This is a genomic window from Variovorax sp. P1_H2, assembly GCF_056405295.1.
The window spans coordinates 1-21334 of record NZ_JBFUCJ010000012.1; the positions used below are offsets into that span (position 1 = coordinate 1).

The window sequence follows — 21334 nt, forward strand, 5'->3', positions numbered from 1 at the left end:
GGCTCACTGCGTGTAGCCCTCCCACCCCCTACCGGGGGCAACACCAGCGGCCCGGCAAAGCCGGTTCCGCGGTGGCACTGTTGCTCGCCCCCAGGTCGGGCTCACTGCGTGTAGCCCTCCCACCCCCTACCGGGGGCAACACCAGCGGCCCGGCAAAGCCGGTTCCGCGGTGTTTCACGAAGGGGCCGGCGCTTCGCGCGGCCGGTGGTCAGACCACGACGGGTTCGGGTTCGAGGCGAATCCCGAAGCGCTCGTAGACGCTGGTCTGGATCGCCTTGGCCAGCGTCATCACCTCGCCCCCGGTCACCGGGTTGGCCGATCCGCCGCGGTTGACCAGCACCAGCGCCTGGCGCTCGTAGACACCGGCGTTGCCCACCGACTTGCCTTTCCAGCCGCAGGCATCGATCAGCCAGCCGGCCGCCAGCTTGATGCTGCCGTCGGCCATGGGGTAGTGCACGATCTTCGGGTCGCGGGCAATGATGTCGGCGCACTGCTCCGGCGTCACGGTCGGGTTCTTGAAGAAGCTGCCGGCGTTGCCGAGCACCCGCCAGTCGGGCAGCTTGGCGCGACGGATGGCGCAGATCCAGTCGAAGACGTCGAACGCGCCGGGCTGGAAATTGCCGGTCTCGTCCATCTTGCGCTCGAGGTCGAGGTAGCCCAGCACCGGCTTCCAGGGCTTGGGCAGCCGGAAGCGCACCCGCGTGATCAGCGCCCGGCCCGCCAGCCCGAAATCGTTGTCGCCGCTGGCCACGTGCTTGAACACCGAATCGCGGTAGCCGAAGGCGCACTGGGCCGCATCGAGCGTGAAGGCGCGGCCGGTCTGCAGATCGATGGCGTCGAGCGACTCGAAACGGTCCTGCAGCTCGACGCCGTAGGCGCCGATGTTCTGCACCGGCGAGCCGCCCACCGTGCCCGGGATCAGCGCCAGGTTCTCGAGGCCCGGAAAGCCCTGGTCGAGCGTCCAGTGCACCGTGTCGTGCCAGACTTCGCCGGCCCCGGCCTCGACGATCCAGGCCCGTGCGGTCTCCTCGACCAGCCGCAGGCCCTTGATCTCGACCTTGAGCACCAGCGGCTTGACGTCGCCGGTCAGCACGATGTTGCTGCCGCCGCCCAGCACGAACTTGGGCGCGTCGCGCCATTGCGCGTCGGCCAGCAGCGCCGCGACATCGGCCTCGCCCGTGATGCGCGCCAGGTGCTGGGCGCGCGCGACGATGCCGAAGCTGTTGTGCTGCTGCAGCGGTACGTTGTGCTCCACGATCATGGGAGAATTGTCGCATTCGCACGCCGCGCGAACCCGTGCGCGGCCTATTCCTTTTCTTGTTGCTGCCGGAGCCTTTACCTCATGCCGTCCTTCGACACCGTTTGTGAACCCAACTTGCCCGAGGTCAAGAATGCGGTCGAGAACACCGCCAAGGAGATCGGCACGCGCTTCGACTTCAAGGGCACCGCGGCCGCGGTCGAGCTCAAGGACAAGGAGATCACCCTGATCGGTGACGCCGAGTTCCAGCTCGTCCAGGTCGAGGACATCCTGCGCGCCAAGCTGACCAAGCGCAGCGTCGACGTCCGCTTCCTCGACAAGGGCGACGTCCAGAAGATCGGCGGCGACAAGGTCAAGCAGGTCATCAAGGTCAAGAGCGGCATCGAGTCCGAGACGGCCAAGAAGATCCAGCGCCTGATCAAGGACAGCAAGCTCAAGGTGCAGGCCGCGATCCAGGGCGATGCGGTGCGCATCACGGGCGCCAAGCGCGACGACCTGCAGGCGGCAATGGCACTGATCAAGAAGGACGTGCCCGACATGCCGCTGACCTTCAACAATTTCAGGGACTGATGGCCCGATGAAGGCGCTCATCCCGCTGCTGCTCGCCGCAGCCTGCAGCTTCGCGCAGGCCCAGTCGGTGACGCTGACCGGCACCATCGGCAGCCGCGCGATCCTGATCGTGAACGGCGGGGCGCCCAAGACATTGGCGATCGGCGAGACCTTCCAGGGCGTGAAGCTGGTCTCGCTGCAGGGCGAACAGGCGACGGTCGAGGCCGGCGGCAAGCGGGTCGCGCTGCGCATGGACACGCCGGTGAGCATCGGCGGCGGCGGAACGGGCGGCGGCGGCACCCGCATCGTGCTGCCGATGAGCAGCGGCGGGCACTTCATGGCGCAGGGCGCCATCAACGGCCGTGCGGTCAGCTTCATGCTCGACACCGGCGCCACCACGATCGCGATGTCGGCCGCCGATGCCCAGCGCATCGGGCTCGATTTCAGCAAGGGCCAGCCGGTGCGCATGAACACCGCCAACGGCGTCGCCCCGGGCTATCGCCTGCGGCTCGACTCGGTACGGGTCGGCGATGTCGAGGTCTACGACGTCGACGCCATCGTCTCGCAGCAGCCGATGCCCTACATCCTGCTGGGCAACAGCTTCATCAGCCGCTTCTCGATGCGCCGCGACGCCGACCAGATGGTGCTCGAAAAACGGTTCTAGGCTCGCCCCCAGGTTGCCCGGCACTTCGTGTCCGGGCGCCCACCCCCTACCGGGGGCAACACCAGCGGCCCGGCGAAGCCGGTTCCGCGGTGTTTCACCAACGGGCCTGGCTGCGCCGGCCGGTGAATACTGGCGCTGTGGTTGTTCGACGGCGGCGCGCAGCGCACGCCTATTCGTGGGCAGTCGCGGAACCGGCTTCGCCGGGCCGCTGACTGCGCCCCCGGTAGGGGGTGGGCGGGCTACACGCAGTGAGCCCAACCTGGGGGCGAGCTCAATCCTGCCAGGCGACCTCGCTGGCGACCCGCGGCTTGCCGATCGGCACGGTGGCCTTGCCGACCTGGATCGCGGCCATGTCGGCCTCGCTCGGGTACTGGTTCATGAGCCAGTAGTCGAAGACGCGGCGCGCGATCGGCGCCGCGGCGCCGGCGCCCCAGCCGGCGTTCTCGACGACCAGCGCCACCGCGATCTTGGGGTCGTTGACCGGCGCGAAGGCCATGAAGAGCGCGTGGTCGCGCTGGTGCTCCTCCAGCGCCTTGGCGTTGTACTTGGTGTTCTGTGCCTGCGAAACCGCCTGGGCGGTGCCGGTCTTGCCGGCCGCCTGGTAGGGGGCGCCCGCGAACACGCCGCGCGCGGTGCCACCGGTGACCACCGCGGTCAGGCCCTCGCGGACCACGGCGATGTCGGAAGCCTTGTAGCCGAGGTTCTGGGCCGGCGGCTGCACCACCGGCTTGACCTCGCCCGTCACCGTGTCGCGGATCGCCAGCACCAGGTGCGGCTTGTGCTTGATGCCGCCATCGGCCACGATGGCGGTGGCCTGCGCCAGCTGCAGCATCGTGAAGCTGTTGTAGCCCTGGCCGATCCCCAGCGAGATGGTTTCCCCGGCATACCACTTCTTCTGCTCGGGGCGCTTGTAGGCGTTTCGCTTCCATTCGGTGCTGGGCAGCACGCCGCGCAGCTCGCCGCCGATGTCGATGCCGGTGATCTGGCCGAAGCCCAGCGGCTTCATCGAATCGTGGATCAGGTCCACGCCCATCTCGCCGGCCAGCGAGTAGTAGTAGATGTTGCTCGACAGCTGGATCGAGCGCCGCATGTCGACGTTGCCGATGTTGCCTTCGGGGCTGCCGAAGCGGTGGCCGCCGAAGTTGAAGTAGCCCGGGTCGTTGACCAGCACGCTGGGTCCGCGCTTGCCGGTCTGCAGCGCTGCCAGCGCCATGAAGGGCTTGTAGGTCGATCCCGGCGGATAGGTGCCGCGCAGCGCGCGGTTGAGCAGCGGCTTGTCGAGCGACTCGCTGAGCTCCTTCCAGCTCTCGCTGTCGATGCCCTCGACGAACAGGTTGGGGTCGAAGGTCGGCTTGCTGACGAAAGCCAGGATCTCGCCGGTCTTGGGATCGAAGGCGACCAGCGCGCCGCGGCGCTCGCCGTACATGTCCTCGACCAGCTTCTGCAGCTTGATGTCGAGCGACAGCATGACCGTGTTGCCGGGCGTCGCCGGGTGGGCCGCGAGCCGGCGCACCGCGCGGCCGCCGGCCGAGGTTTCCATCTGCTCGACGCCGGTCTGGCCGTGCAGGGTCTTCTCGTAGCTCTGCTCGATGCCGAGCTTGCCGATGTACTCGGTGCCCTTGTAATTGGCGAGGTCCTCGTCCTCCCAATCCTCCATCGCCGTCTTCTCGGCCTGGTTGATGCGGCCGATGTAGCCCAGCACGTGGCTGGCGAGCTCGCCATGGGGGTAGTTGCGGAACAGCCGGGCCTTGATCTCGACGCCCGGGAAGCGGTAGCGCTGGGCCGCGAAGCGGGCCACTTCCTCGTCGCTCAGGCGGGTGCGGATCGGCACCGAGTCGAAGCTGCGCGAGTCTTCGCGCAGCCGCTTGAAGCGCCGGCGGTCGCGCGCAGAGATCTCGAGCACCTCGGTCAGGGCGTCGATGGTCTCCTCGAGGTTGCCGGCCTTGGAGGGCGTGATCTCGAGCGTGTAGGCCGAGTAGTTGGAAGCCAGCACGATGCCGCTGCGGTCGAGGATCAGGCCGCGGTTCGGCACCACCGGCACGATCGCCGTTCGGTTGCTCTCGGCCTGCTCGGCCAGGTCCTCGTGGCGCACCACCTGCAGGTAGACCAGCCGCGTGCAGAGCAGCCCGAAGGCCGTGAGCACGACCGCGCCGATCACGAACACTCGCCGCCTGAAGCGGGAGAGGTCGGCGGCGACATTGCGAATCTCTGTCATGTGGGAGCTGGAGCTTAGGCCGCGCAAGGCCCGCATGCAATGGGGCTGCGGGCGGCGGGCGGCGGGCGGGCTGTCAGAGTGGTCTGTTGGCGTCTGGTTCCGGGGTCCGGCGCTGCGGCGCCAGGAGAATCAGGCTGACCAGCGGCCACAGGGCCGCCTCCAGCGCCGGCGCCACCAGCAGCGACCAGCCCGGGAAGGCGCCACCGCCGATCATGCGGATGGCCAGCTCGATCAGGTGCGAGAGCGCGAACAACGGAAGCACCTGCAGCGCCTGGGAGATCAGCGGATACCACAGCAGCCGCCGGTGGATCATGGTCGCCAGGAAGCCGAGCGTGGTGTAGGACAGGGCATGCTGCCCGAGCATCGCGGCCTGGTGCACGTCCATCAGCAGGCCGAACGCGAAGGCGGCGCCGATGCCGATGCGCGCCGGCTGGTGCACGCTCCAGAACACGATCGCCAGCGCCAGCAGGTCGGGCGTCCAGGCGGCGCGGCCGAGCGGCACCATGTTGAGCAGCAGCGCGACGACCAGGCTGGTCCACATGAACAGCGGGCTGACGGGCAGCAGGAGCTGCTGCTGGCCGGGACGCATGATCATCGCGGGCTCGCTTCCTTCTTGTCGGTCTTCTTGGCGGACTTCGCGTCCGCCTTGGCGTCGGCCTTGGCGTCCGCCTTGTCGGCCTTCTTCTTGGCGGCGACCGCCGAGGGCGTGTTGGGCGGGGTCGGCTTCGGCACCGACTGGGCGCCGGTGGGCGCCAGCACGAGCACGTAGCGCGCCGCACTCACGTGGGCCAGCGGCGCGCAGTGGATGCGTGCGAAGGCGGAGTCGGCCCGGCGCTCGATGCGATCGATCTTGGCCACGGGCAGGCCCGGCGGATAGACGCCGTCGACGCCGCTGGTGGTCAGCACGTCCCCTTCCTGCACATCCGAGTTCGCCTGCATGAAGCGCAGCTCGAGCCCGCCGCCATGCGCGCTGGCGTCGCCGAAGGCCACGCTGCGGGCGCCGGTGCGCACGTTCTGGACCGGGATCGACAGGTCGCGGTCGATCACCAGCGTGATCTCGCTCGAGAAGGGCTGGACCTGCGTCACCTGGCCGAGCACGCCGTGCTCGTCGATCACCGGCGAGCCGGGGGCGATGCCGTTGGCCAGGCCCTGGTCGATCACCAGCTTGCGGGTGTAGGGATCGGCCGCGTCATACAGCACCTCGGCCGCGCGGCCCGGGGTCTGGGTGACCTGGCGCAGTTCGAGCAGGGAGCGCAAGCGGGCGTTCTCCTGGGCCAGCGTGTCGGCCTGGCTGGCGCGCTCGGACTGCAGCGCGAGCGCCTTGCGGGCGTCAGCCTCGTTGCTCTGCGCGATCTGCAGGTCTTCCAGGTAGCGGCCGCCGCCCGCCACCAGCTGAACCGGCTTGAGCGCCAGCCACTGCACCGGATAGAGCACCGTCCCGATCGCCAGCCGGATCGGCTGCACGATGTGGAGCCGCGCGTCGGCCACCATCAGGAACAGCGCCAGCGCGCTGAAGAAGATCAGCTTGCTCAGCGCCGACGGCCCCTGGTTGAAGAGGGGCGGTGCAGTGCGATCGAGAGTGCCGAGCGGCATGACGCTTTATGCCACGAGAGATACGGAGGGAGCAGCGCTAATTGTTCGTATGTTCCAGGGTTGCCGCGCAACCGGCTTTGCCGGGCCGCAGGCAACGCCCCCGGTAGGGGGTGGGAGCGCGACACGAAGTGCGCGCGACCTGGGGGCGAGCACTATTCACTCGTGAAGATGCTGCCCAGGCGATCCATGCGCTCGAGGGCGATGCCGCAGCCGCGCACCACGCAGGTCAGCGGATCTTCGGCGACCAGCACCGGCAGGCCGGTTTCCTCGGCCAGCAGGCGGTCCAGGTCGCGCAGCAGGGCGCCGCCGCCGGTCAGCATCATGCCGCGCTCGGCGATGTCGGCGCCGAGTTCGGGCGGCGTCTGCTCGAGGGCGTTCTTGACGGCCGAGACGATGTTGTTCAGCGGATCGGTCAGGGCTTCGAGCACTTCGTTGCTGCTGATCGTGAAGCTGCGCGGCACGCCTTCGCTGAGGTTGCGGCCCTTGACCTCCATCTCCTTGACCTCGGAGCCCGGGAAGGCCGAACCGATGTTCTTCTTGATGACTTCGGCCGTCGGCTCGCCGATCAGCATGCCGTAGTTGCGGCGGATGTAGTTGATGATGGCCTCGTCGAAGCGGTCGCCGCCGACGCGCACGCTGCCCTTGTAGACCATGCCGCCGAGCGAGATCACGCCGACTTCGGTGGTGCCGCCGCCGATGTCGACCACCATCGAGCCGCTGGCCTCGGAAACCGGCAGGCCGGCGCCGATCGCGGCGGCCATCGGTTCCTCGATCAGGTAGACCGAGGTGGCGCCGGCCGCTTCGGCCGCGTCCTTGATGGCGCGGCGCTCGACCTGGGTCGAGCCGCAGGGCACGCAGATGATGATCCGCGGGCTCGGCGTGAGCAGCGAGCGCGGGTGCACCATCTTGATGAACTGCTTGATCATCTGCTCGGTGATGACGAAGTCGGCGATCACGCCGTCCTTCATCGGCCGGATGGCCTCGATGTTGCCGGGCACCTTGCCGAGCATCGCCTTGGCTTCGCGGCCCACGGCCTGGATCACCTTCTTGCCGTGCGGGCCGCCTTCGTGGCGGATCGCGACGACCGAGGGCTCGTCCAGCACGATGCCCTTGTTGCGAGCGAAGATCAGGGTGTTGGCGGTGCCGAGGTCGATCGCCAGGTCGGTAGAGAAGTACCGACGGAAAGCTCCAAACATTGTGGAATTCCTCTGGGGCACGGCATGCGCGTCGGCAGGCCGTCGCCCTCTTTTTGGGTCGTGTGAAGGGTGGTTTGAAACGTTTTTGCGGCAAATGCCAGCGCGTTCGCGGGGGTTGCGGCAAAGGCGGGATAATAACCGAATCCCCTGACAGCTCCGCGTTTCAGAGCAGCTTTACGGCGTGCGATTGCACCCCGTCCGGCGCCAGAATCGCCCATTTTCGATGTCCCTCACTTCCACAGATATCGCCCGCATCGCCTCGCTGGCGCGGCTTCAACTGGCTCCCGACGAAAGCGAGCGCATGCGCGGCCAGATCAACGGCTTTTTCGACCTGGTCGAGCGCATGCGCGCGGTCGACACCGGCGGCGTCGAGCCACTCGCCCACCCGGTGGCCGCCATCGAAGACATCACGCTTCGGCTGGCCGAAGACGTGGTGAGCGAGCCGAACAACCGCGCGGCCAACCAGCGCAGCGCGCCGGCGGTCGAGAACGGCCTGTTCCTGGTCCCGAAGGTGATCGAATGAGCGCCGCGACGGGCCGCCCCGAGCAAGATCGCACCCCCCCGGGGGGCAGCGAGGACACGAAGTGCCGAGCGCGGGGGCCTCAATGCGCCGCGACGGGCCGCCCCGAGCAAGATCGCGCCCCTTCGGGGGCAGCGCGGACACGAAGTGCCGAGAGCGGGGGCTGAAATGAGCGCCGAAATCCACAAGATGGGCGTGGCCGGGTTGGCCGCGGCCTTGCGCGAACGCAAGATTTCCGYGGTCGAGGCGGCCCATCACCACCTGTCCCGGATCCGCGCCCACCAGGATCTCGGCGCCTTCGTGGCCATCGACGAGCAACTCACGCTGTCCCAGGCCCGCGCCGCCGATGCCCGCATCGCCGCCGGCGCCGGCTCGGCGCTCGAGGGCGTGCCGATCGCCCACAAGGACATCTTCGTCACCGCCGACCTGCCGACCACCGCCGGTTCGCGCATCCTGGCGGGCTACCGCTCGCCCTTCGACGCCACGGTGGTCCGCAAGCTGGCCGAGGCCGGCGCCGTGACATTGGGCAAGCTCAGCTGCGACGAGTTCGCGATGGGCTCGGCCAACGAGAACGTCGCCGTGCCCGCGATCGGCTTCGACCACGCGGTGCCGGTGCGCAACCCGTGGGACACCGACCGCATCCCCGGCGGTTCGTCTGGCGGCAGCGCCGTGGCCGTGGCCGCGGGCCTGGCCCCGGCCGCCACCGGCACCGACACCGGCGGCTCGATCCGCCAGCCAGCCTCGTTCTGCGGCGTCACCGGCATCAAGCCGACCTACGGCCGTGCCTCGCGCTACGGCATGGTCGCCTTCGCCTCCAGCCTCGACCAGGCCGGCCCGATGGCCCGCTCGGCCGAAGACTGCGCCCTGCTGCTGTCGGCGATGTGCGGGCCCGACCCCGAGCGCGACTCGACCTCCCTGGCCCGCCCGGCCGAGGACTTCTCGCGCTCGCTCAAGGACTCGCTCGAGGGCCTGCGCATCGGCGTGCCTAAAGAGTTCTTCGGCGAGGGCGTGGCGCCCGGCGTGCGCGCCGCGGTCGACGCGGCGCTGGCCGAATACGAGAAGCTCGGCGCCCGCCGCGTCGAGATCACGCTGCCGCGCACCGAGCTGTCGATTCCCGTGTACTACATCATTGCGGCGGCCGAGGCCTCGAGCAACCTGAGCCGCTTCGACGGCGTCAAGTTCGGCCACCGCGCCAAGAACTACCGCGACCTGGCCGACATGTACGCCCAGACCCGCGAGGAAGGCTTCGGCGACGAGGTCAAGCGCCGCATCATGATCGGCACCTACGTGCTCTCGCACGGCTACTACGACGCCTACTACCTGCAGGCGCAGAAGGTGCGCCGCATGATCGCGGACGACTTCCAGCAGGCCTTCAGGCAATGCGATGTGATCRCCGGCCCGGCCGCACCGACGGTGGCCTGGAAGCTCGGCGAGCACGGCGGCGATCCGGTCGCCGACTACCTGGCCGACATCTTCACCTTGCCTGCCTCGCTGGCCGGCCTGCCCGGCATGAGCGTGCCCGCCGGATTCGACGGCGGCCTGCCGGTCGGCATCCAGCTGATCGGCAATTACTTCGCCGAGGCGAAATTGCTCAACGCGGCGCATGCCTTCCAGCGGGCGACCGACTGGCACCTCCACACGCCGGCGGGCTTTTGATGGCGAAGAACTGACATGAGCGAAACCAACTCTTTCGAAGCCGCGCAGAGCGGACGTCCGACAGGCCCGCTGGTGCGCGGCTATGAAGTCATCATCGGCTTCGAGACCCACGCCCAGCTCTCTACCGCCTCGAAGATCTTCAGCCGCGCCTCGACCGCATTCGGCGCCGAGCCCAACACGCAGGCCTGCGCGGTCGACCTGGCCCTGCCCGGCACCTTGCCGGTGATGAACAAGGGCGCGGTCGAGCGCGCCATCAAGCTCGGCCTGGCGCTCGGCTCGACGATCGCGCCGCGCAGCGTGTTCGCGCGCAAGAACTACTTCTACCCCGACCTGCCCAAGGGCTACCAGATCAGCCAGTACGAGATCCCCGTGGTGCAGGGCGGCTCGGTGAGCTTCTTCGTCGGCGACGAGCCCAAGACCGTGCGCCTGGTGCGCGCCCACCTCGAGGAAGACGCCGGCAAGTCGCTCCACGAGGACTTCATCGGCCAGTCGGGCATCGACCTGAACCGCGCGGGCACGCCGCTGCTCGAGATCGTCACCGAGCCCGACATGCGATCGACCGCCGAGGCCGTGGCCTATGCACGCGAGCTGCACAAGATCGTCACCTGGATCGGCATCTGCGACGGCAACATGCAGGAAGGCAGCTTCCGCTGCGATGCCAACGTCTCGGTGCGCAAGCCCGGCGACAGGCTCGGTACGCGGCGCGAAATCAAGAACCTCAACAGCTTCAAGTTCATGCAGCAGGCGATCGACTACGAGATCCGCTGGCAGATCGAGGAGATCGAGGACGGCCGCGCGATCCAGCAGGCCACCGTGCTGTTCGACCCCGACACGGGCGAGACGCGCGCCATGCGCACCAAGGAAGACGCGGCCGACTACCGCTACTTTCCCGACCCCGACCTGCCGCCGCTGGCGATCGCCGCCGACTGGATCGAGCGCGTGCGCGCCGAGATGCCCGAGCTGCCGCGCGCGATGGCCGAGCGCTACGTGCGCGAGCATGGCCTGTCGGACTACGACGCCGCGCAGCTGACGCAGAGCCCGGCCCTGGCCGCCTACTTCCAGGGCGCGGTGGCCGCCGGCGCCAATGCCAAGCTGGCCAGCAACTGGATCACCGGCGAGATCGCGCGGCGCCTGAACCAGCAGGACATCGCCATCACCGAGGCCCCGGTGACGGCCGCCCAGCTGGCCCGGCTGGTGGTGCGCATCAGCGACGGCACGATCTCCAACAACGCGGCGCGCCAGGTGTTCGACGCCCTCTGGACCGGCGAAGGCCAGGAGGTCGACGCCATCATCGAGGCCAAGGGCCTGAAGCAGATGAGCGACAGCGGCGCGCTCGAGAAGATCATCGACAGCGTTCTTGCGACCAACCAGAAGAACATCGACGAATACCGCGCCGGCAAGGACCGCGCCTTCAACGCGCTGGTCGGCCAGGTCATGAAGGCCAGCCAGGGCAAGGCCAACCCCGCGCAAGTCAACGCGCTGCTCAAAGCCAAACTGGGCTAGCGATCCCGGCCGGCGCAGCCAGGCCTGTTGGCGAAACACCGTGGATCTGGCTCTGCCAGGCCGCTGGTGTTGCCCCCGGCAGGGGGCTGAGGAGCCGCGGCTCCAAGCCTGCCTGCGCAGGCTTGGACGGCTCCGAAGGGCCGCTGCCTCTGGCAGCGACTCGAGCCCCCCGGACACGAAGTGCCGGGCAACCTGCGGGCGAGCCTACTTCACCGCTGCGTTGGCAGCCCACAGGGGCTTGAGGCGCGTTGCCTCCTCGTCGAAGCGCGCGTTGAGGCGCTTCTTTTCCTCTTCCTGCTCGCCGATGAAGCGGTTCTGCACCGCAACGCTCTTGGCGTTGTCGTCGATCTTGCGGCGCACCGCGTCGGGCGCCTTGCCCGGGTCGTTCTTGTAGAACTCGAGCTCGTCGTCGATCTTCTTGCGGTCCTCGGCCAATTCGCCCAGCCGCTTCCTGGCGGCCTGGATGACGACGTCGATCTGCACCAGCGCCTCGGCCCGCTCGCGGTCGTGGGCGGCCGCGTTGGGGTAGCGCACCAGCAGCGCACGCTCGCGCCGCCGCTCCTCGACCTGTCGGGCCGCCTGCAGCTGGGCCAGGCGGTCGCGCTCATCGCGCTCGGCCTGCTCGCGCGCCGTGTAGGTGGGCTCGACCTTGCGGCGCGTGGTGCCGCTCGGATTGAGCTCGCGCTGTTCGCGGTCGATGCAGTCGGGAATCGGCCGGTCGGCGGTGATGGTGCGGCCGCGCGAATCGGTGCAGCTGTAGATGCCGGGACCGGAGGGCCGGGCGGCGCCGGCCGCAGGTTGCTGTGCCTGCACCGCGCCGGCCGCGGCCAGCGAGAACGCCAGAAATGCCTTCAGTGCTTGGGTGCTCGCCAACATCGGTCCTTCAGACGGGTTGAATCAGCCCGCGCCGTAACGAGCCCGGTACGCCAGCACGTGCTGGCGRTGGGCGCCCAGCTCGTCATCCGCGCGGCCTGACAGATACTGTAACAAGTCGTCCAGCGTCGCGATGGAAATAACTGCAAGTCCGAGCTGATTGCGTACATATTGCACGGCGCTGTGGTCCACGTCGACGCCGTTCTCGGTGGCCTTCTCCTGGCGGTCGAGCGCAATCGCGACCGCGTGCGGGATGGCGCCGGCGGCGCGGATGGCCGCGATCGACTCGCGCACCGCGGTGCCGGCCGACATCACGTCGTCGACGATCAGCACCCGGCCCTCGAGCGGCGCCCCGACCAGGGTGCCGCCCTCGCCGTGGTCCTTGGCTTCCTTGCGGTTGTAGGCGAAAGGGACGTTGCGGCCGCGCCGCGCCAGCTCGGCCGCCACCGTGGCGCCGAGCGGAATGCCCTTGTAGGCCGGCCCGAAGATCATGTCGAACTCGAGCCCGCTGGCGATCAGCCGGTCTGCATAGAATTCGGCCAGCCGCGCGAGCTTGGCGCCATCGTCGAACAGGCCGGCATTGAAGAAATAGGGGCTGACGCGGCCGGCCTTGGTCTTGAACTCGCCGAAGCGCAGCACCCCCGACTCCAGCGCAAACTGGACGAACGCCTGTGCCAGCGCGCCGTCCTCTCCAATCTTTTCAGCCATAGGGAATGTCCTCGTGTTCAAACTGACCAGCCTCAACCTCAACGGCCTGCGATCGGCTGCCACCAAGGGCGTCGCCGATTGGGTCGGCGGACTGGGGCCGGATTGTATTTGCATGCAGGAAATCAGGGTCCAGGCCAGCGACATCGAGGGGCGCTTCGAGGAGATGGCCGGTCTCAAGGGGCACTTCCATTTCGCCGAGAAGAAAGGCTACGCGGGCACCGCGGTCTACACGAAGCACGCGCCCAGCGACGTGGTCGTGGGCTGGGGCGACGCCGAGTTCGACGCCGAGGGCCGCTACCTCGAGCTGCGCTTCGACACGCCTAGCGCCAAGCTGTCGATCATCAGCTGCTATTTTCCGAGCGGCTCATCGGGCGAAGAGCGGCAGGCGGCGAAATTCCGCTTCCTCAAGGGCTTTTTCCCGCATCTCGGCGCGCTGAAGCGCGAGCGCGAATTCATCCTCTGCGGCGACATCAACATCGCCCACAAGGAAATCGACCTCAAGAACTGGCGCGGCAACCAGAAGAACAGCGGCTTCCTGCCCGAGGAACGGGCCTGGATGACCCGGCTGCTCGACGCCGGCGCCGACGGCGCGGGCCTGGTCGACGTCTACCGGATGCTCAAGCCCGAGACCACCGACGAGGCCTACACCTGGTGGAGCAACCGCGGCCAGGCCTACGCCAAGAACGTGGGCTGGCGGCTGGACTATCACCTGGCGACGCCGAAGCTGGCGGCACTGGCGCGCGAGGAGTCGATCTTCAAGACCGTCAAGTTCAGCGACCACGCGCCGATCACGGTGGACTACGACTTCAGCCTGTAAGGGCTTCGAACAGGACGTCCTGCGCGCCCTCCCACAACACCTTGTGGCCGAGCGCGCGCAGCTGCTCGCGCCCCTCGACGATGGTGAGGAAATGGTTGCCCGCGAGCGGGCCCATCTTGCTCGCGAAGCTGCAGCCGCCGTAAGCCAGGAGGATCTCGGTCTCGCTGTAGCCGCCCGGATAGAACAGGATGTCGCCGGCCGAGGGGTGGCTGGTGTGGTTCTCGAAGCCGACGCCGAGCTGGAAATCGCCCAGCGGCACCCAGCAGGCCTCGCCGCTCCAGCGCACGTGGATCAGCTTCTGCCGGTAGGGCAGCAGCTTGCGGAAGGCGGCCACCGTGAGCGGCGCGTCGGGATGGGTCTCGGCGACAAAGCGCAGGCCGCCGGCGGTGATCTGGATACGTTGCATCGGACAGAGCGTACAACGTCGCGGGCACCTCCGCGCTGATCGACAAACGACGCCAGCGGCTGGGCCGACGGGGTTCAGCGCGGCCGCATCGCTGCCGACCGAGCAGCGGACGAGGCGCCCTCAGGTCTCGCGCGGCCGGGCCCGTCCCGAGTGCCGCGCCATGTGTACCTGGTGCAACGTGATCTTGCGCACCTCCGCCTGGCTGGTCTCGATGTGGGCGCGCAGCAGCATCGCGGCCTGGTCGCCCCGGTTGGCGCGGATCGCCTTCAGGATCTTGCCGTGCTCGTCATAGGTCGCGTCGATGCGCGGCTGCTTGGTGAAGTCGAGCCGCCGGATGATGCGGATGCGGTCGGTCACGTCGCGGTGCACGCGCGCCATCTCGGCGTTGCCGGCGGCCGCGACCAGCGCGCAATGAAAGGCCTCGTCCCACTGCGCCACCTGCACCGTGTCGGCGCTGCGCTGGGCGGCGGGCACCAGCCAGATGCCGGCCAGCGTGTCGAGCAGGCTGCGGTCGACGCGATGGTCGCTCTCGCACAGGCGGTGCACGGCGGTGGTCTCGAGCACCATGCGCAGGTCGTACAACTGCTCGAACTGGTCGAAGTCGAACGGCAGCACGCGCCAGCCGCTGCGGAACAGGACTTCGACGAAGCCCTCCTGCTGCAGCCTGAAGAGCGCCTGCCGCACCGGCGTGCGCGAGACGCCGAGTCGCTCGCTGATCTCGTTCTCGGTGAAGCGGTCGCCGGGCACCAGGCTGAACTCGGCGACGTCGCGCTTGAGCTGCGCATAGACCTCGTCGGCCCGGGTGCGGAACACGGGATCGGCGGCGGGAGGCTGGGGAGGAATTCGAACGGTCGACACGTCGGCCATGTTAGTGGGTGCCGAGCGCGGCCAGCAAGGCGCTGCTCGGTGCGGTCCAGCCGACGATGCCGCCCTGGGCGCGGATCATCTCGACGGCGGCCGCCTTGAAGGCGGGAAAATAGCTCTCGGTGCAGTCCTCGAGCAGCAGGCAATCGTAGCCGCGGTCGTTGGCTTCGCGCATGCTGGTCTGGACGCAGACCTCGGTGGTGACGCCGCCGAACAGCAGGTGGGTGATGCCGCGCCGCTTCAGAGTCTCATGCAGTCCGGTGGCGTAGAAGGCGCCCTTGCCGGGCTTGTCGACCACGATCTCGCCTTCGACGGGCGCCAGCGCATCGATGATCTGGTTGCCGGGTTCGCCCATCACGAGGATCCGGCCCATCGGGCCGACGTCGCCGATGCGCAAGCTGGGGTTGCCGCGGTTGCGCTTGGCGGGGGGGCAGTCGGAGAGGTCGGGCTTGTGGGCTTCTCTCGTATGGACGACCAGGCCGCCCGCTGTTCGCCACGCTTCGAGCGTTTTTTGTGTCGCGGGGACGATGGCTTCGAGCAGGGAGACGTCGTTGCCCAGGGTTTCGCCGAAGCCGCCGGGCTCGATGAAGTCGCGCTGCATGTCGATCAGGACCAGGGCTGTTTTTGTCAGGTCGAACTCGTACGTGAAGGGCTGGGCTTCTATCTTCATGTCTTGGCTTTCGAAGATGTCTGGTTGTAGGCGCGTGGGCGGCGGCGGTGGGCGGTATGCCCTTGGCCGGCCGACGTCACCGGCCCTTCGGGCTGCCCTGCGCTGCTCGCGGCATGCGGTGCGGGACCGCGTGTCGGGCGCCTCTCCAACGACAGCAAGGGCTTCATGCCGCCACCGGCGCATGATGATCGCCCCCTCCCATGTGCGCACCAAGCACATGCCGCTCGGCAGTCGCAGCGTCCGTCTCGTAAACCACCCGCCCCTCGCTCATCACCACGATCCGGTCCGCCATCTCCAGCAGTTCGTCGAGATCCTCGCTGATCAGCAGCACCGCGCCGCCGCGCGCGCGCACCTGCACGATGCGGCTGTGAATTTCCGCCACCGCCGCGAAGTCCAGCCCGAACACCGGGTTGGCCGCGATCAGCACGTTGATGTCTCCCGCCAGCTCGCGCGCCAGCACCGCGCGCTGCACGTTGCCGCCCGACAGGCTGCGGATCGGCGCGCCCTCGCCCTGGGTCTTGACGCCGTACTCGGCGATCCACTCGCGGGCCCGGCTGCGCCACAGCGGGAAGTTCAGCACATCGGCGCCGAGCGCCGGCCAGGCCAGCGGCGGCTGGTCGAAGTCGCGCAGCGCCATGTTCTCGGCCACGCTGAGGTCGCCGACGCAGGCGTTGCGCAGCGGCTCCTCGGGCAGGCTGCGCACCTTGAGGCGGCGGTTCTCCTCGCGCTTCGCCTCGTAGGGTTCGCCCATCACCGTGACGCGGCCCGCGAGCCGCGGCCGCTGGCCGACCAGGGCTTCCACCAGTTCGCGCTGGCCGTTGCCCGAGACGCCGGCCACGCCGAGGATCTCGCCGGAACGCACCGAAAGGCTCAGGTCGTGCACCGCCAGCGTGCCGCGGTCGCCCAGGGCCCGAAGGCCGTCGACATGGAGCGCGATCGGAGCGTTGGGCGGGGTCGGCTGCATCGCATGCAGGGCACGGCCGATCGGCGCGGCGGTGTCGCCCTCGGCGGGCGGCGGCGCTTCGCCCTCGCCCATCATCGCCGCGGCCAGCCGCGCCGGGTTGGTGTCGGCCACCTGGCAATGGTGCACCGCCTTGCCGCGCCGCAGCACCGTGACGCTGTCGGCATAGGCCATCACCTCGCGGAACTTGTGCGTGATGATCAGCACCGTGCACATGCCGCTTTTCGCGAACTCGCGCACATGGCCCAGCACCTCGTCGGCCTCCTGCGGCGTCAGCACCGAGGTCGGCTCGTCGAGGATCAGCAGGCGCGGCTTCAGGTAGAGCTGCTTGAGCAGTTCGAGCTTCTGCTTCTCGCCGGCCGCCAGCTCCGACGGACGCACGTCGAGGTCGAGGCTGAAAGGCGTGGTCGCCAGGAAGTCCGTGAGCTCGGCGCGCTTGCGCTTCCAGTCGATCAGCGCCGGCGTCTTGCCGCCGGCCAGCAGCAGGTTCTCGGCCACCGTCATGCCCGGCGCCAAGGTGAAGTGCTGGTAGACCATGCCGATGCCGAGCGTGCGCGCCACCACCGGGTTGGCGATGTCCTGCTCGCGGCCGTCGATCAGGATCGCGCCCTCTTCGGCCCGCTGGAATCCGGCCACGCACTTCACCAGCGTGCTCTTGCCGGCGCCGTTCTCGCCCAGCAGCGCGTGCACGGTGCCGGGCGCCACGTGCATCGTCACGCGGTCCATCGCCGTGAAGCTGCCGAAGCGCTTGGTCAGCTCGTAGGTGTCGAGTGCCAGCGCGCCGGTGGCGGCGGGTGTCGGGTGGACCGGTGCGATCATCGTGCGGCTCTCCGTTCTATTGGGGCGGCAGCGCGTCGAGCAGCGCCGTCGAGCTCGCATGGGCGCCGAACACGCCGCCCTGCATGGTGATCATCTTCAACGCCGCCAGGTGGTTGCCGTGGTCGGTGGCCGCGGTGCAGTCCGACAGCAGCAGGCATTCGAAGCCGCGGTCGTTGGCGTCGCGCATCGTGGTGTGGACGCAGACGTCGGTCGTGATGCCGGCCAGGATCAGGTTCTCGATGCCGCGCGTACGCAACACCAGCTCGAGGTCGGTGGCATAGAAAGAGCCCTTGCCGGGCTTGTCGATCACCACCTCGCCGGCGAGCGGGGCCAGCGCCGGGATGATTTCCCAGCCCGGCTCGCCGCGCACCAGGATGCGCCCGCACGGGCCGGCGTCGCCGATGCCGACGCCGTTGGCGCCGATCTGCCGCGAGCGCCAGCGCTTGTTGGCCGGCAGATCGGCCAGGTCGGGGCGGTGCCCTTCGCGCGTGTGGATGATGTGGAAGCCCAGCGGCCTCAGGCGCGCCAGCGTGCGCGCGATCGGCTCGATCGGCGCCTGCACCAGCGACAGGTCGTAGCCCATCACGTCGACGTACCCGCCCTGGCCGCAGAAGTCGGTCTGCATGTCGATCACGATCAGCGCCGTGTTGTCGGGCCGCAGCGCGCCGTTGTACGGCCAGCGGTACGGGTCGGCGGAAACGTAGGTGGTGCTCATGCGGATGAACTCGGGTTCGACTTCCTTGTGGATCAACGCGTGGATGACAGTTCGCCCGGGCTGCCGACCGCCACGCTGCCCGGCTTGCAGGTCAGCACCAGGATCACCAGCGTGAGCACGTAGGGCACGGTGTTGAAGAGGTGATAACCCCAGCCGACGCCGATCGACTGCAGGGCCGGACCGATCGCGCCGGCGCCGCCGAACAGCAGCGCCGCGCCGATGCAGCGCAGCGGGCTCCAGCGCGCGAAGATCACCAGCGCCACCGCGATCAGGCCCTGTCCGCTCGAGATGCCCTCGTTCCAGCTGCCCGGATAGAACAACGTGAGCGAGGCGCCGCCGAGCCCGGCGATAAAGCCGCCAGCGGTGGTGGCCGCGATTCGCAGGCCGGCCACCGAGTAGCCGAGCGCCCGCGTCGCGTTGGCCGAATCGCCCGCCATGCGCACCAGCAGGCCGGCGCGCGTGCGCGCGAAGCCCCACCACAGGAACACCGCCAGCACGATGCCGACCGGCACCAGCGCGTTGACCTGCAGCGCCGATCGGATGACCGGGTTGTCGCTCCAGTTGCCAAGCGGGATCGCCGGCAGCTGCGGCGCCTGCGGCTGGATCAGCGGCTTGCCCAGGTAGAAGGCGAGGCCGGTGCCGAACAGCATCAGCGCGATGCCGGTGGCGACGTCGTTGACGCGGTCGAGCGAGCACAGGAGCCCATGCAGCAGCGCCAGCAGCGCGCCCGCGGCGCCGCCGATCAGCACGCCGAGCCAGGCCGAGCCGGTGAGCCAGGCGCCGCCGAAGGAGGCCATGGCCGAGAGCACCAGCACGCCTTCGAGGCCGAGGTTGATGCGGCCCGACTTTTCGGTCAGGCATTCGCCGAGGCTCACGAAAAGAAAGGGCGCGCCGACGCGCAGCGCGCCGCCGACGATCCCCGCCACGAGCGCGATCCACTGGTCGGCGGTCATGGCGCAAGCTCCGCGCCGCGCGCTGCGGTATGCGACTTGGGAGCGGCCTGGTGTCTCATGCGACCTCCTTCGTCAGACTCGGCTGCACCGCGCGCGGCATGCGGTTCTTCAGCAGCGTCTTCCAGTCGATCATGCGCAGGCCCTCGCTCGCGAGGATCAGCACGAAGGCCATGCCCTGCAGCACCAGCACCGAGGCGTCCGGCAGCCCCAGGCGGCGTTGCAGCAGGCTGCCCGCGGCGCCGAAGCCCCCGAAAAGAATCGCCACCGGGATCACCGCCACCGGGTTGTGGCGGGCGATGAAGGACACCAGGATGCCGGCATAGCCGTAGCCCGCAATCAGCGAGGCATTGGCATTGGTGTGCACCGCCGCCACCTCCACCGCGCCGGCCACGCCCGCGCAGGCGCCGCCGATCCCGCAGGCGGCCAGGATCAGCCCGCTCGCCGGCAGGCCCACCAGCTGGGCGGTGCGCGGATTGCCGCCGACCACGCGGACCGAGAAGCCCGAGGCGGTGGCGCGCAGCCAGAGGCCCGAGACCAGGCAGGCGACGATCCCGACCACCAGGCCCCAGTGCACGTCGGAGCCGCCGATGCCGCCGATCCCGAGCCCTTCGGCGATCGAGCGCGTGGCCGGCTTGTTGAGGCTGGCCGGATCGCGCAGCACGCCTTCGACCAGGTGCTTGAAGAGCCCGATCGCGATGTAGGCCAGCAGCAGGCTGCTGATGGTCTCGTTGATGCCGCGGTACTGGCGCAGCCAGCCCGCCAGCGCGATCCAGGCGGCGCCGGCGATGGCGCCGGCCACGCACAACGCCAGCGTTCCGATGAGGTTCGCGGGTAACGGCAGCGCATAGGGCAGCGCCGCGGCGGCGAGGCCGCCGAGCACCAGCGCACCCTCGCCGCCGATGATCACCAGCCCGGCGCGCGCCGGGATGGCCACGCACAGCGCGGTCAGCATCAGCGGCGCGGCGCGCTGCAGCGTGTTCTGCCATGAGAACCAGTCGCCGAAGGCCCCCTTGAACAGGATGACCCAGACCTCCAGCGGACTCACGCCGGCGAACCAGACGAAGACGCCGAAGAGAAGCAGTGCCGCCGCGATGGCGAACACCGGCAGTGCGATCTCATTCAATGCGTTGCGCATCGTCGGCTCGCGGGGTGAAGGCGGCGGCCGGTCAGCCGACCGAACCCACCACGCCTTCGACGAGGTAGTTCATCTTTTCCAGTTCGAGGTCGGTCTGCTTGAGCGCCTTGCCGGCCGGGATCACGACCGTGCCCTTGTTGTCCTTGAGCCCGCCGACGAAGATGTCGAAGCTGCCCGCCAGCATCTTGGCCTTGACCTCGTCGGCGTTCTTCTTGGCCGCATCGGTGACCATCGGGCCGTAGGGCGACATCTTCACGTAGCCTTCCTTGAGGCCGCCGCGCAGGAAGTTCGGATGCGGCTTGCCGGCCTGGGCAGCGTCGACGATCGTCTTGTAGGCCGTGATCCAGTTCCATTCGGCGCCGGTCAGGTAGGCATTGGGCGCCAGCTTGGCCTGGCTCGCGTGGTAGCCGCAGACCATCTTGCCGCGCTTGGCAGCAGTCTCTACCACCACCTTGGGACCGTCGACGTGCATCGTGAACACGTCGCAGCCCTGGTCGGCCAGGCTGTTGGTGGCCTCGGCCTCCTTCACGGCCATCGACCAGTCGCCCGTGAAGATCACGCTGCAGGTGATGCCGGGCTTGACCGAGCGCGCGCCCAGCGTGAAGGCGTTGATGTTGCGCAGCACCTGCGGGATCGGCTTGGCGGCGACGAAGGCGATCTTGTTGCTCTTCGTCATGTGGCCGGCGATGACCCCGTTGAGGAACTGGCACTCGTCGATGTAGCCGAAGAAGCTGCCGACGTTCTTCGGGTGCTTGCCCTCGGTCCAGAGGCCGCCGCAATGCGAGAAGCGGACGTCGGGGTTCTTCGGCGCCACCGCCAGGATGTGCGGGTCGAAGTAGCCGAAGGAGGTCGGGAACAGCAGCTTGGCGCCGTCCTGCGAAATCATCCCGGTCATGGTCTTCTGTACCGCCGCGGTCTCGGGCACGTTCTCTTCCTCGACCACCTTGAGGCCCGGCATCTTCTTGAGTTCGGCCGCGGCCAGCGCGTGCGACTGGTTGTAGCCATAGTCGTCGCGCGGGCCGACATAGATGACGCCGACGGTCAGCGRCTTCTGCGCGCTGGCCAGCGCGCTCCAGCCACCCAGGGTGGTGGCGGAGGCCAGGGCGGCCAGGGACTTGAGGGAATCGCGACGGTTGAACTGGCTCATGGTGCTTACTCCAGGTGATTGAGGAATCAGGGGGCCGGGATGTCCTGTCTTGGATACAAGATGGTGTGCATAAACCGTACCAGCGCTTGGGCGGCGAAATCAGCCCGCGGCG

The 21334-nt window shown here is 68.7% G+C and carries 21 protein-coding genes; 6 read left to right on the forward strand and 15 right to left on the reverse strand.

Annotated elements, in window-relative coordinates:
- Positions 1–208 precede the first annotated feature (208 nt).
- Positions 209–1261: a UDP-N-acetylmuramate dehydrogenase gene (gene murB / locus AC1D2E_RS06670; RefSeq protein WP_478196664.1), complete on the reverse strand. Its 1053-nt coding sequence runs from the start codon at positions 1259–1261 to the stop codon at positions 209–211.
- An 81-nt stretch (positions 1262–1342) separates the two neighbouring features.
- Here murB and AC1D2E_RS06675 point away from each other — a divergent pair, with 81 nt between their 5' ends.
- Both AC1D2E_RS06675 and AC1D2E_RS06680 read left to right on the forward strand, forming a co-directional pair.
- The gene (locus tag AC1D2E_RS06675) at positions 1343–1828 is read left to right on the forward strand and encodes a YajQ family cyclic di-GMP-binding protein (protein WP_478174656.1); all 486 of its coding nucleotides are present in this window, start codon (positions 1343–1345) and stop codon (positions 1826–1828) included.
- Positions 1829–1835: 7 nt separating this feature from the next.
- On the forward strand, positions 1836–2471 hold the full coding sequence (locus tag AC1D2E_RS06680) for a retropepsin-like aspartic protease family protein (protein ID WP_478196665.1): 636 nt from the start codon (positions 1836–1838) through the stop codon (positions 2469–2471).
- A 271-nt stretch (positions 2472–2742) separates the two neighbouring features.
- On the opposite strand, the gene mrdA is transcribed toward AC1D2E_RS06680, so the two are convergent.
- From mrdA to AC1D2E_RS06700, 4 genes are all read right to left on the reverse strand, one after another.
- Positions 2743–4686: a penicillin-binding protein 2 gene (gene mrdA / locus AC1D2E_RS06685; protein ID WP_478196666.1), complete on the reverse strand. Its 1944-nt coding sequence runs from the start codon at positions 4684–4686 to the stop codon at positions 2743–2745.
- 73 nt (positions 4687–4759) lie between these two features.
- On the reverse strand, positions 4760–5281 hold the full coding sequence (mreD, locus tag AC1D2E_RS06690; protein ID WP_478196667.1) for a rod shape-determining protein MreD: 522 nt from the start codon (positions 5279–5281) through the stop codon (positions 4760–4762).
- Positions 5278–6279 carry a rod shape-determining protein MreC gene (gene mreC, locus AC1D2E_RS06695; protein ID WP_478196668.1) on the reverse strand — a complete coding sequence of 334 codons (1002 nt, stop codon included), beginning with the start codon at positions 6277–6279 and terminating at the stop codon, positions 5278–5280. Before mreC ends, mreD begins: the two co-directional genes overlap by 4 nt.
- A gap of 152 nt (positions 6280–6431) precedes the next feature.
- Complete coding sequence (locus AC1D2E_RS06700) at positions 6432–7475, reverse strand: rod shape-determining protein (protein WP_077002382.1); 1044 nt, start codon at positions 7473–7475, stop codon at positions 6432–6434.
- 223 nt (positions 7476–7698) lie between these two features.
- On the opposite strand from AC1D2E_RS06700, the gene gatC reads away from it, so the two are divergent.
- The 3 genes from gatC to gatB all read left to right on the forward strand — a co-directional run bounded on the left by gatC (position 7699) and on the right by gatB (position 11154).
- Positions 7699–7998, forward strand: coding sequence for an Asp-tRNA(Asn)/Glu-tRNA(Gln) amidotransferase subunit GatC (gene gatC / locus AC1D2E_RS06705; protein WP_478196669.1), 300 nt, complete (start codon positions 7699–7701; stop codon positions 7996–7998).
- 165 nt (positions 7999–8163) lie between these two features.
- Positions 8164–9651 carry an Asp-tRNA(Asn)/Glu-tRNA(Gln) amidotransferase subunit GatA gene (gatA, locus tag AC1D2E_RS06710; RefSeq protein ID WP_478196670.1) on the forward strand — a complete coding sequence of 496 codons (1488 nt, stop codon included), beginning with the start codon at positions 8164–8166 and terminating at the stop codon, positions 9649–9651.
- A 15-nt stretch (positions 9652–9666) separates the two neighbouring features.
- Positions 9667–11154 (forward strand): Asp-tRNA(Asn)/Glu-tRNA(Gln) amidotransferase subunit GatB, encoded by a 1488-nt coding sequence (gene gatB / locus AC1D2E_RS06715; protein ID WP_478196671.1) that lies wholly within the window; start codon positions 9667–9669, stop codon positions 11152–11154.
- A gap of 204 nt (positions 11155–11358) precedes the next feature.
- Here gatB and AC1D2E_RS06720 read toward each other — a convergent pair whose 3' ends face one another.
- Together AC1D2E_RS06720 and pyrE are read right to left on the reverse strand one after the other, a co-directional pair.
- Positions 11359–12027 (reverse strand): DUF4124 domain-containing protein, encoded by a 669-nt coding sequence (locus tag AC1D2E_RS06720; protein WP_478196672.1) that lies wholly within the window; start codon positions 12025–12027, stop codon positions 11359–11361.
- Positions 12028–12051: 24 nt separating this feature from the next.
- Entirely contained in the window at positions 12052–12735 is a 684-nt protein-coding gene (gene pyrE / locus AC1D2E_RS06725; RefSeq protein WP_478196673.1) for an orotate phosphoribosyltransferase, read from the reverse strand.
- 13 nt (positions 12736–12748) lie between these two features.
- On the opposite strand from pyrE, the gene AC1D2E_RS06730 reads away from it, so the two are divergent.
- On the forward strand, positions 12749–13552 hold the full coding sequence (locus AC1D2E_RS06730; protein ID WP_478196674.1) for an exodeoxyribonuclease III: 804 nt from the start codon (positions 12749–12751) through the stop codon (positions 13550–13552).
- Here AC1D2E_RS06730 and AC1D2E_RS06735 read toward each other — a convergent pair.
- From AC1D2E_RS06735 to AC1D2E_RS06770, 8 genes are all read right to left on the reverse strand, one after another.
- Positions 13542–13958: a DUF3830 family protein gene (locus AC1D2E_RS06735; protein WP_478196675.1), complete on the reverse strand. Its 417-nt coding sequence runs from the start codon at positions 13956–13958 to the stop codon at positions 13542–13544. The two genes, AC1D2E_RS06730 and AC1D2E_RS06735, sit on opposite strands and share 11 nt — an antisense overlap.
- Before the next feature lie 120 nt (positions 13959–14078).
- Entirely contained in the window at positions 14079–14825 is a 747-nt protein-coding gene (locus AC1D2E_RS06740; RefSeq protein ID WP_478196676.1) for a GntR family transcriptional regulator, read from the reverse strand.
- Position 14826: 1 nt separating this feature from the next.
- Complete coding sequence (locus AC1D2E_RS06745; protein ID WP_478196677.1) at positions 14827–15492, reverse strand: cysteine hydrolase family protein; 666 nt, start codon at positions 15490–15492, stop codon at positions 14827–14829.
- A 163-nt stretch (positions 15493–15655) separates the two neighbouring features.
- Positions 15656–17272, reverse strand: a complete 1617-nt coding sequence (locus AC1D2E_RS06750) for an ABC transporter ATP-binding protein (protein ID WP_478196678.1) — start codon at positions 17270–17272, stop codon at positions 15656–15658.
- A 16-nt stretch (positions 17273–17288) separates the two neighbouring features.
- Positions 17289–17987 carry a biuret amidohydrolase gene (gene biuH, locus AC1D2E_RS06755; protein ID WP_478196679.1) on the reverse strand — a complete coding sequence of 233 codons (699 nt, stop codon included), beginning with the start codon at positions 17985–17987 and terminating at the stop codon, positions 17289–17291.
- Between the two features lie 32 nt (positions 17988–18019).
- Positions 18020–18940, reverse strand: a complete 921-nt coding sequence (locus AC1D2E_RS06760) for an ABC transporter permease (protein ID WP_478173198.1) — start codon at positions 18938–18940, stop codon at positions 18020–18022.
- A gap of 55 nt (positions 18941–18995) precedes the next feature.
- Positions 18996–20075, reverse strand: coding sequence for an ABC transporter permease (locus AC1D2E_RS06765; protein ID WP_478196680.1), 1080 nt, complete (start codon positions 20073–20075; stop codon positions 18996–18998).
- A 31-nt stretch (positions 20076–20106) separates the two neighbouring features.
- Complete coding sequence (locus AC1D2E_RS06770) at positions 20107–21222, reverse strand: BMP family ABC transporter substrate-binding protein (protein ID WP_478196681.1); 1116 nt, start codon at positions 21220–21222, stop codon at positions 20107–20109.
- Between the last annotated feature and the right edge of the window lie 112 nt (positions 21223–21334).

Bases quoted from the DNA above. Each gene is read 5' to 3' on its own strand.
- murB (WP_478196664.1), bottom strand. From the start codon at position 1,261: ATGATCGTGGAGCACAACGTACCGCTGCAGCAGCACAACAGCTTCGGC.
- AC1D2E_RS06675 (WP_478174656.1), top strand. From the start codon at position 1,343: ATGCCGTCCTTCGACACCGTTTGTGAACCCAACTTGCCCGAGGTCAAG.
- AC1D2E_RS06680 (WP_478196665.1), top strand. From the start codon at position 1,836: ATGAAGGCGCTCATCCCGCTGCTGCTCGCCGCAGCCTGCAGCTTCGCG.
- mrdA (WP_478196666.1), bottom strand. From the start codon at position 4,686: ATGACAGAGATTCGCAATGTCGCCGCCGACCTCTCCCGCTTCAGGCGG.
- mreD (WP_478196667.1), bottom strand. From the start codon at position 5,281: ATGATCATGCGTCCCGGCCAGCAGCAGCTCCTGCTGCCCGTCAGCCCG.
- mreC (WP_478196668.1), bottom strand. From the start codon at position 6,279: ATGCCGCTCGGCACTCTCGATCGCACTGCACCGCCCCTCTTCAACCAG.
- AC1D2E_RS06700 (WP_077002382.1), bottom strand. From the start codon at position 7,475: ATGTTTGGAGCTTTCCGTCGGTACTTCTCTACCGACCTGGCGATCGAC.
- gatC (WP_478196669.1), top strand. From the start codon at position 7,699: ATGTCCCTCACTTCCACAGATATCGCCCGCATCGCCTCGCTGGCGCGG.
- gatB (WP_478196671.1), top strand. From the start codon at position 9,667: ATGAGCGAAACCAACTCTTTCGAAGCCGCGCAGAGCGGACGTCCGACA.
- AC1D2E_RS06735 (WP_478196675.1), bottom strand. From the start codon at position 13,958: ATGCAACGTATCCAGATCACCGCCGGCGGCCTGCGCTTTGTCGCCGAG.
- AC1D2E_RS06740 (WP_478196676.1), bottom strand. From the start codon at position 14,825: ATGGCCGACGTGTCGACCGTTCGAATTCCTCCCCAGCCTCCCGCCGCC.
- AC1D2E_RS06745 (WP_478196677.1), bottom strand. From the start codon at position 15,492: ATGAAGATAGAAGCCCAGCCCTTCACGTACGAGTTCGACCTGACAAAA.
- AC1D2E_RS06750 (WP_478196678.1), bottom strand. From the start codon at position 17,272: ATGATCGCACCGGTCCACCCGACACCCGCCGCCACCGGCGCGCTGGCA.
- biuH (WP_478196679.1), bottom strand. From the start codon at position 17,987: ATGAGCACCACCTACGTTTCCGCCGACCCGTACCGCTGGCCGTACAAC.
- AC1D2E_RS06760 (WP_478173198.1), bottom strand. From the start codon at position 18,940: ATGACCGCCGACCAGTGGATCGCGCTCGTGGCGGGGATCGTCGGCGGC.
- AC1D2E_RS06765 (WP_478196680.1), bottom strand. From the start codon at position 20,075: ATGCGCAACGCATTGAATGAGATCGCACTGCCGGTGTTCGCCATCGCG.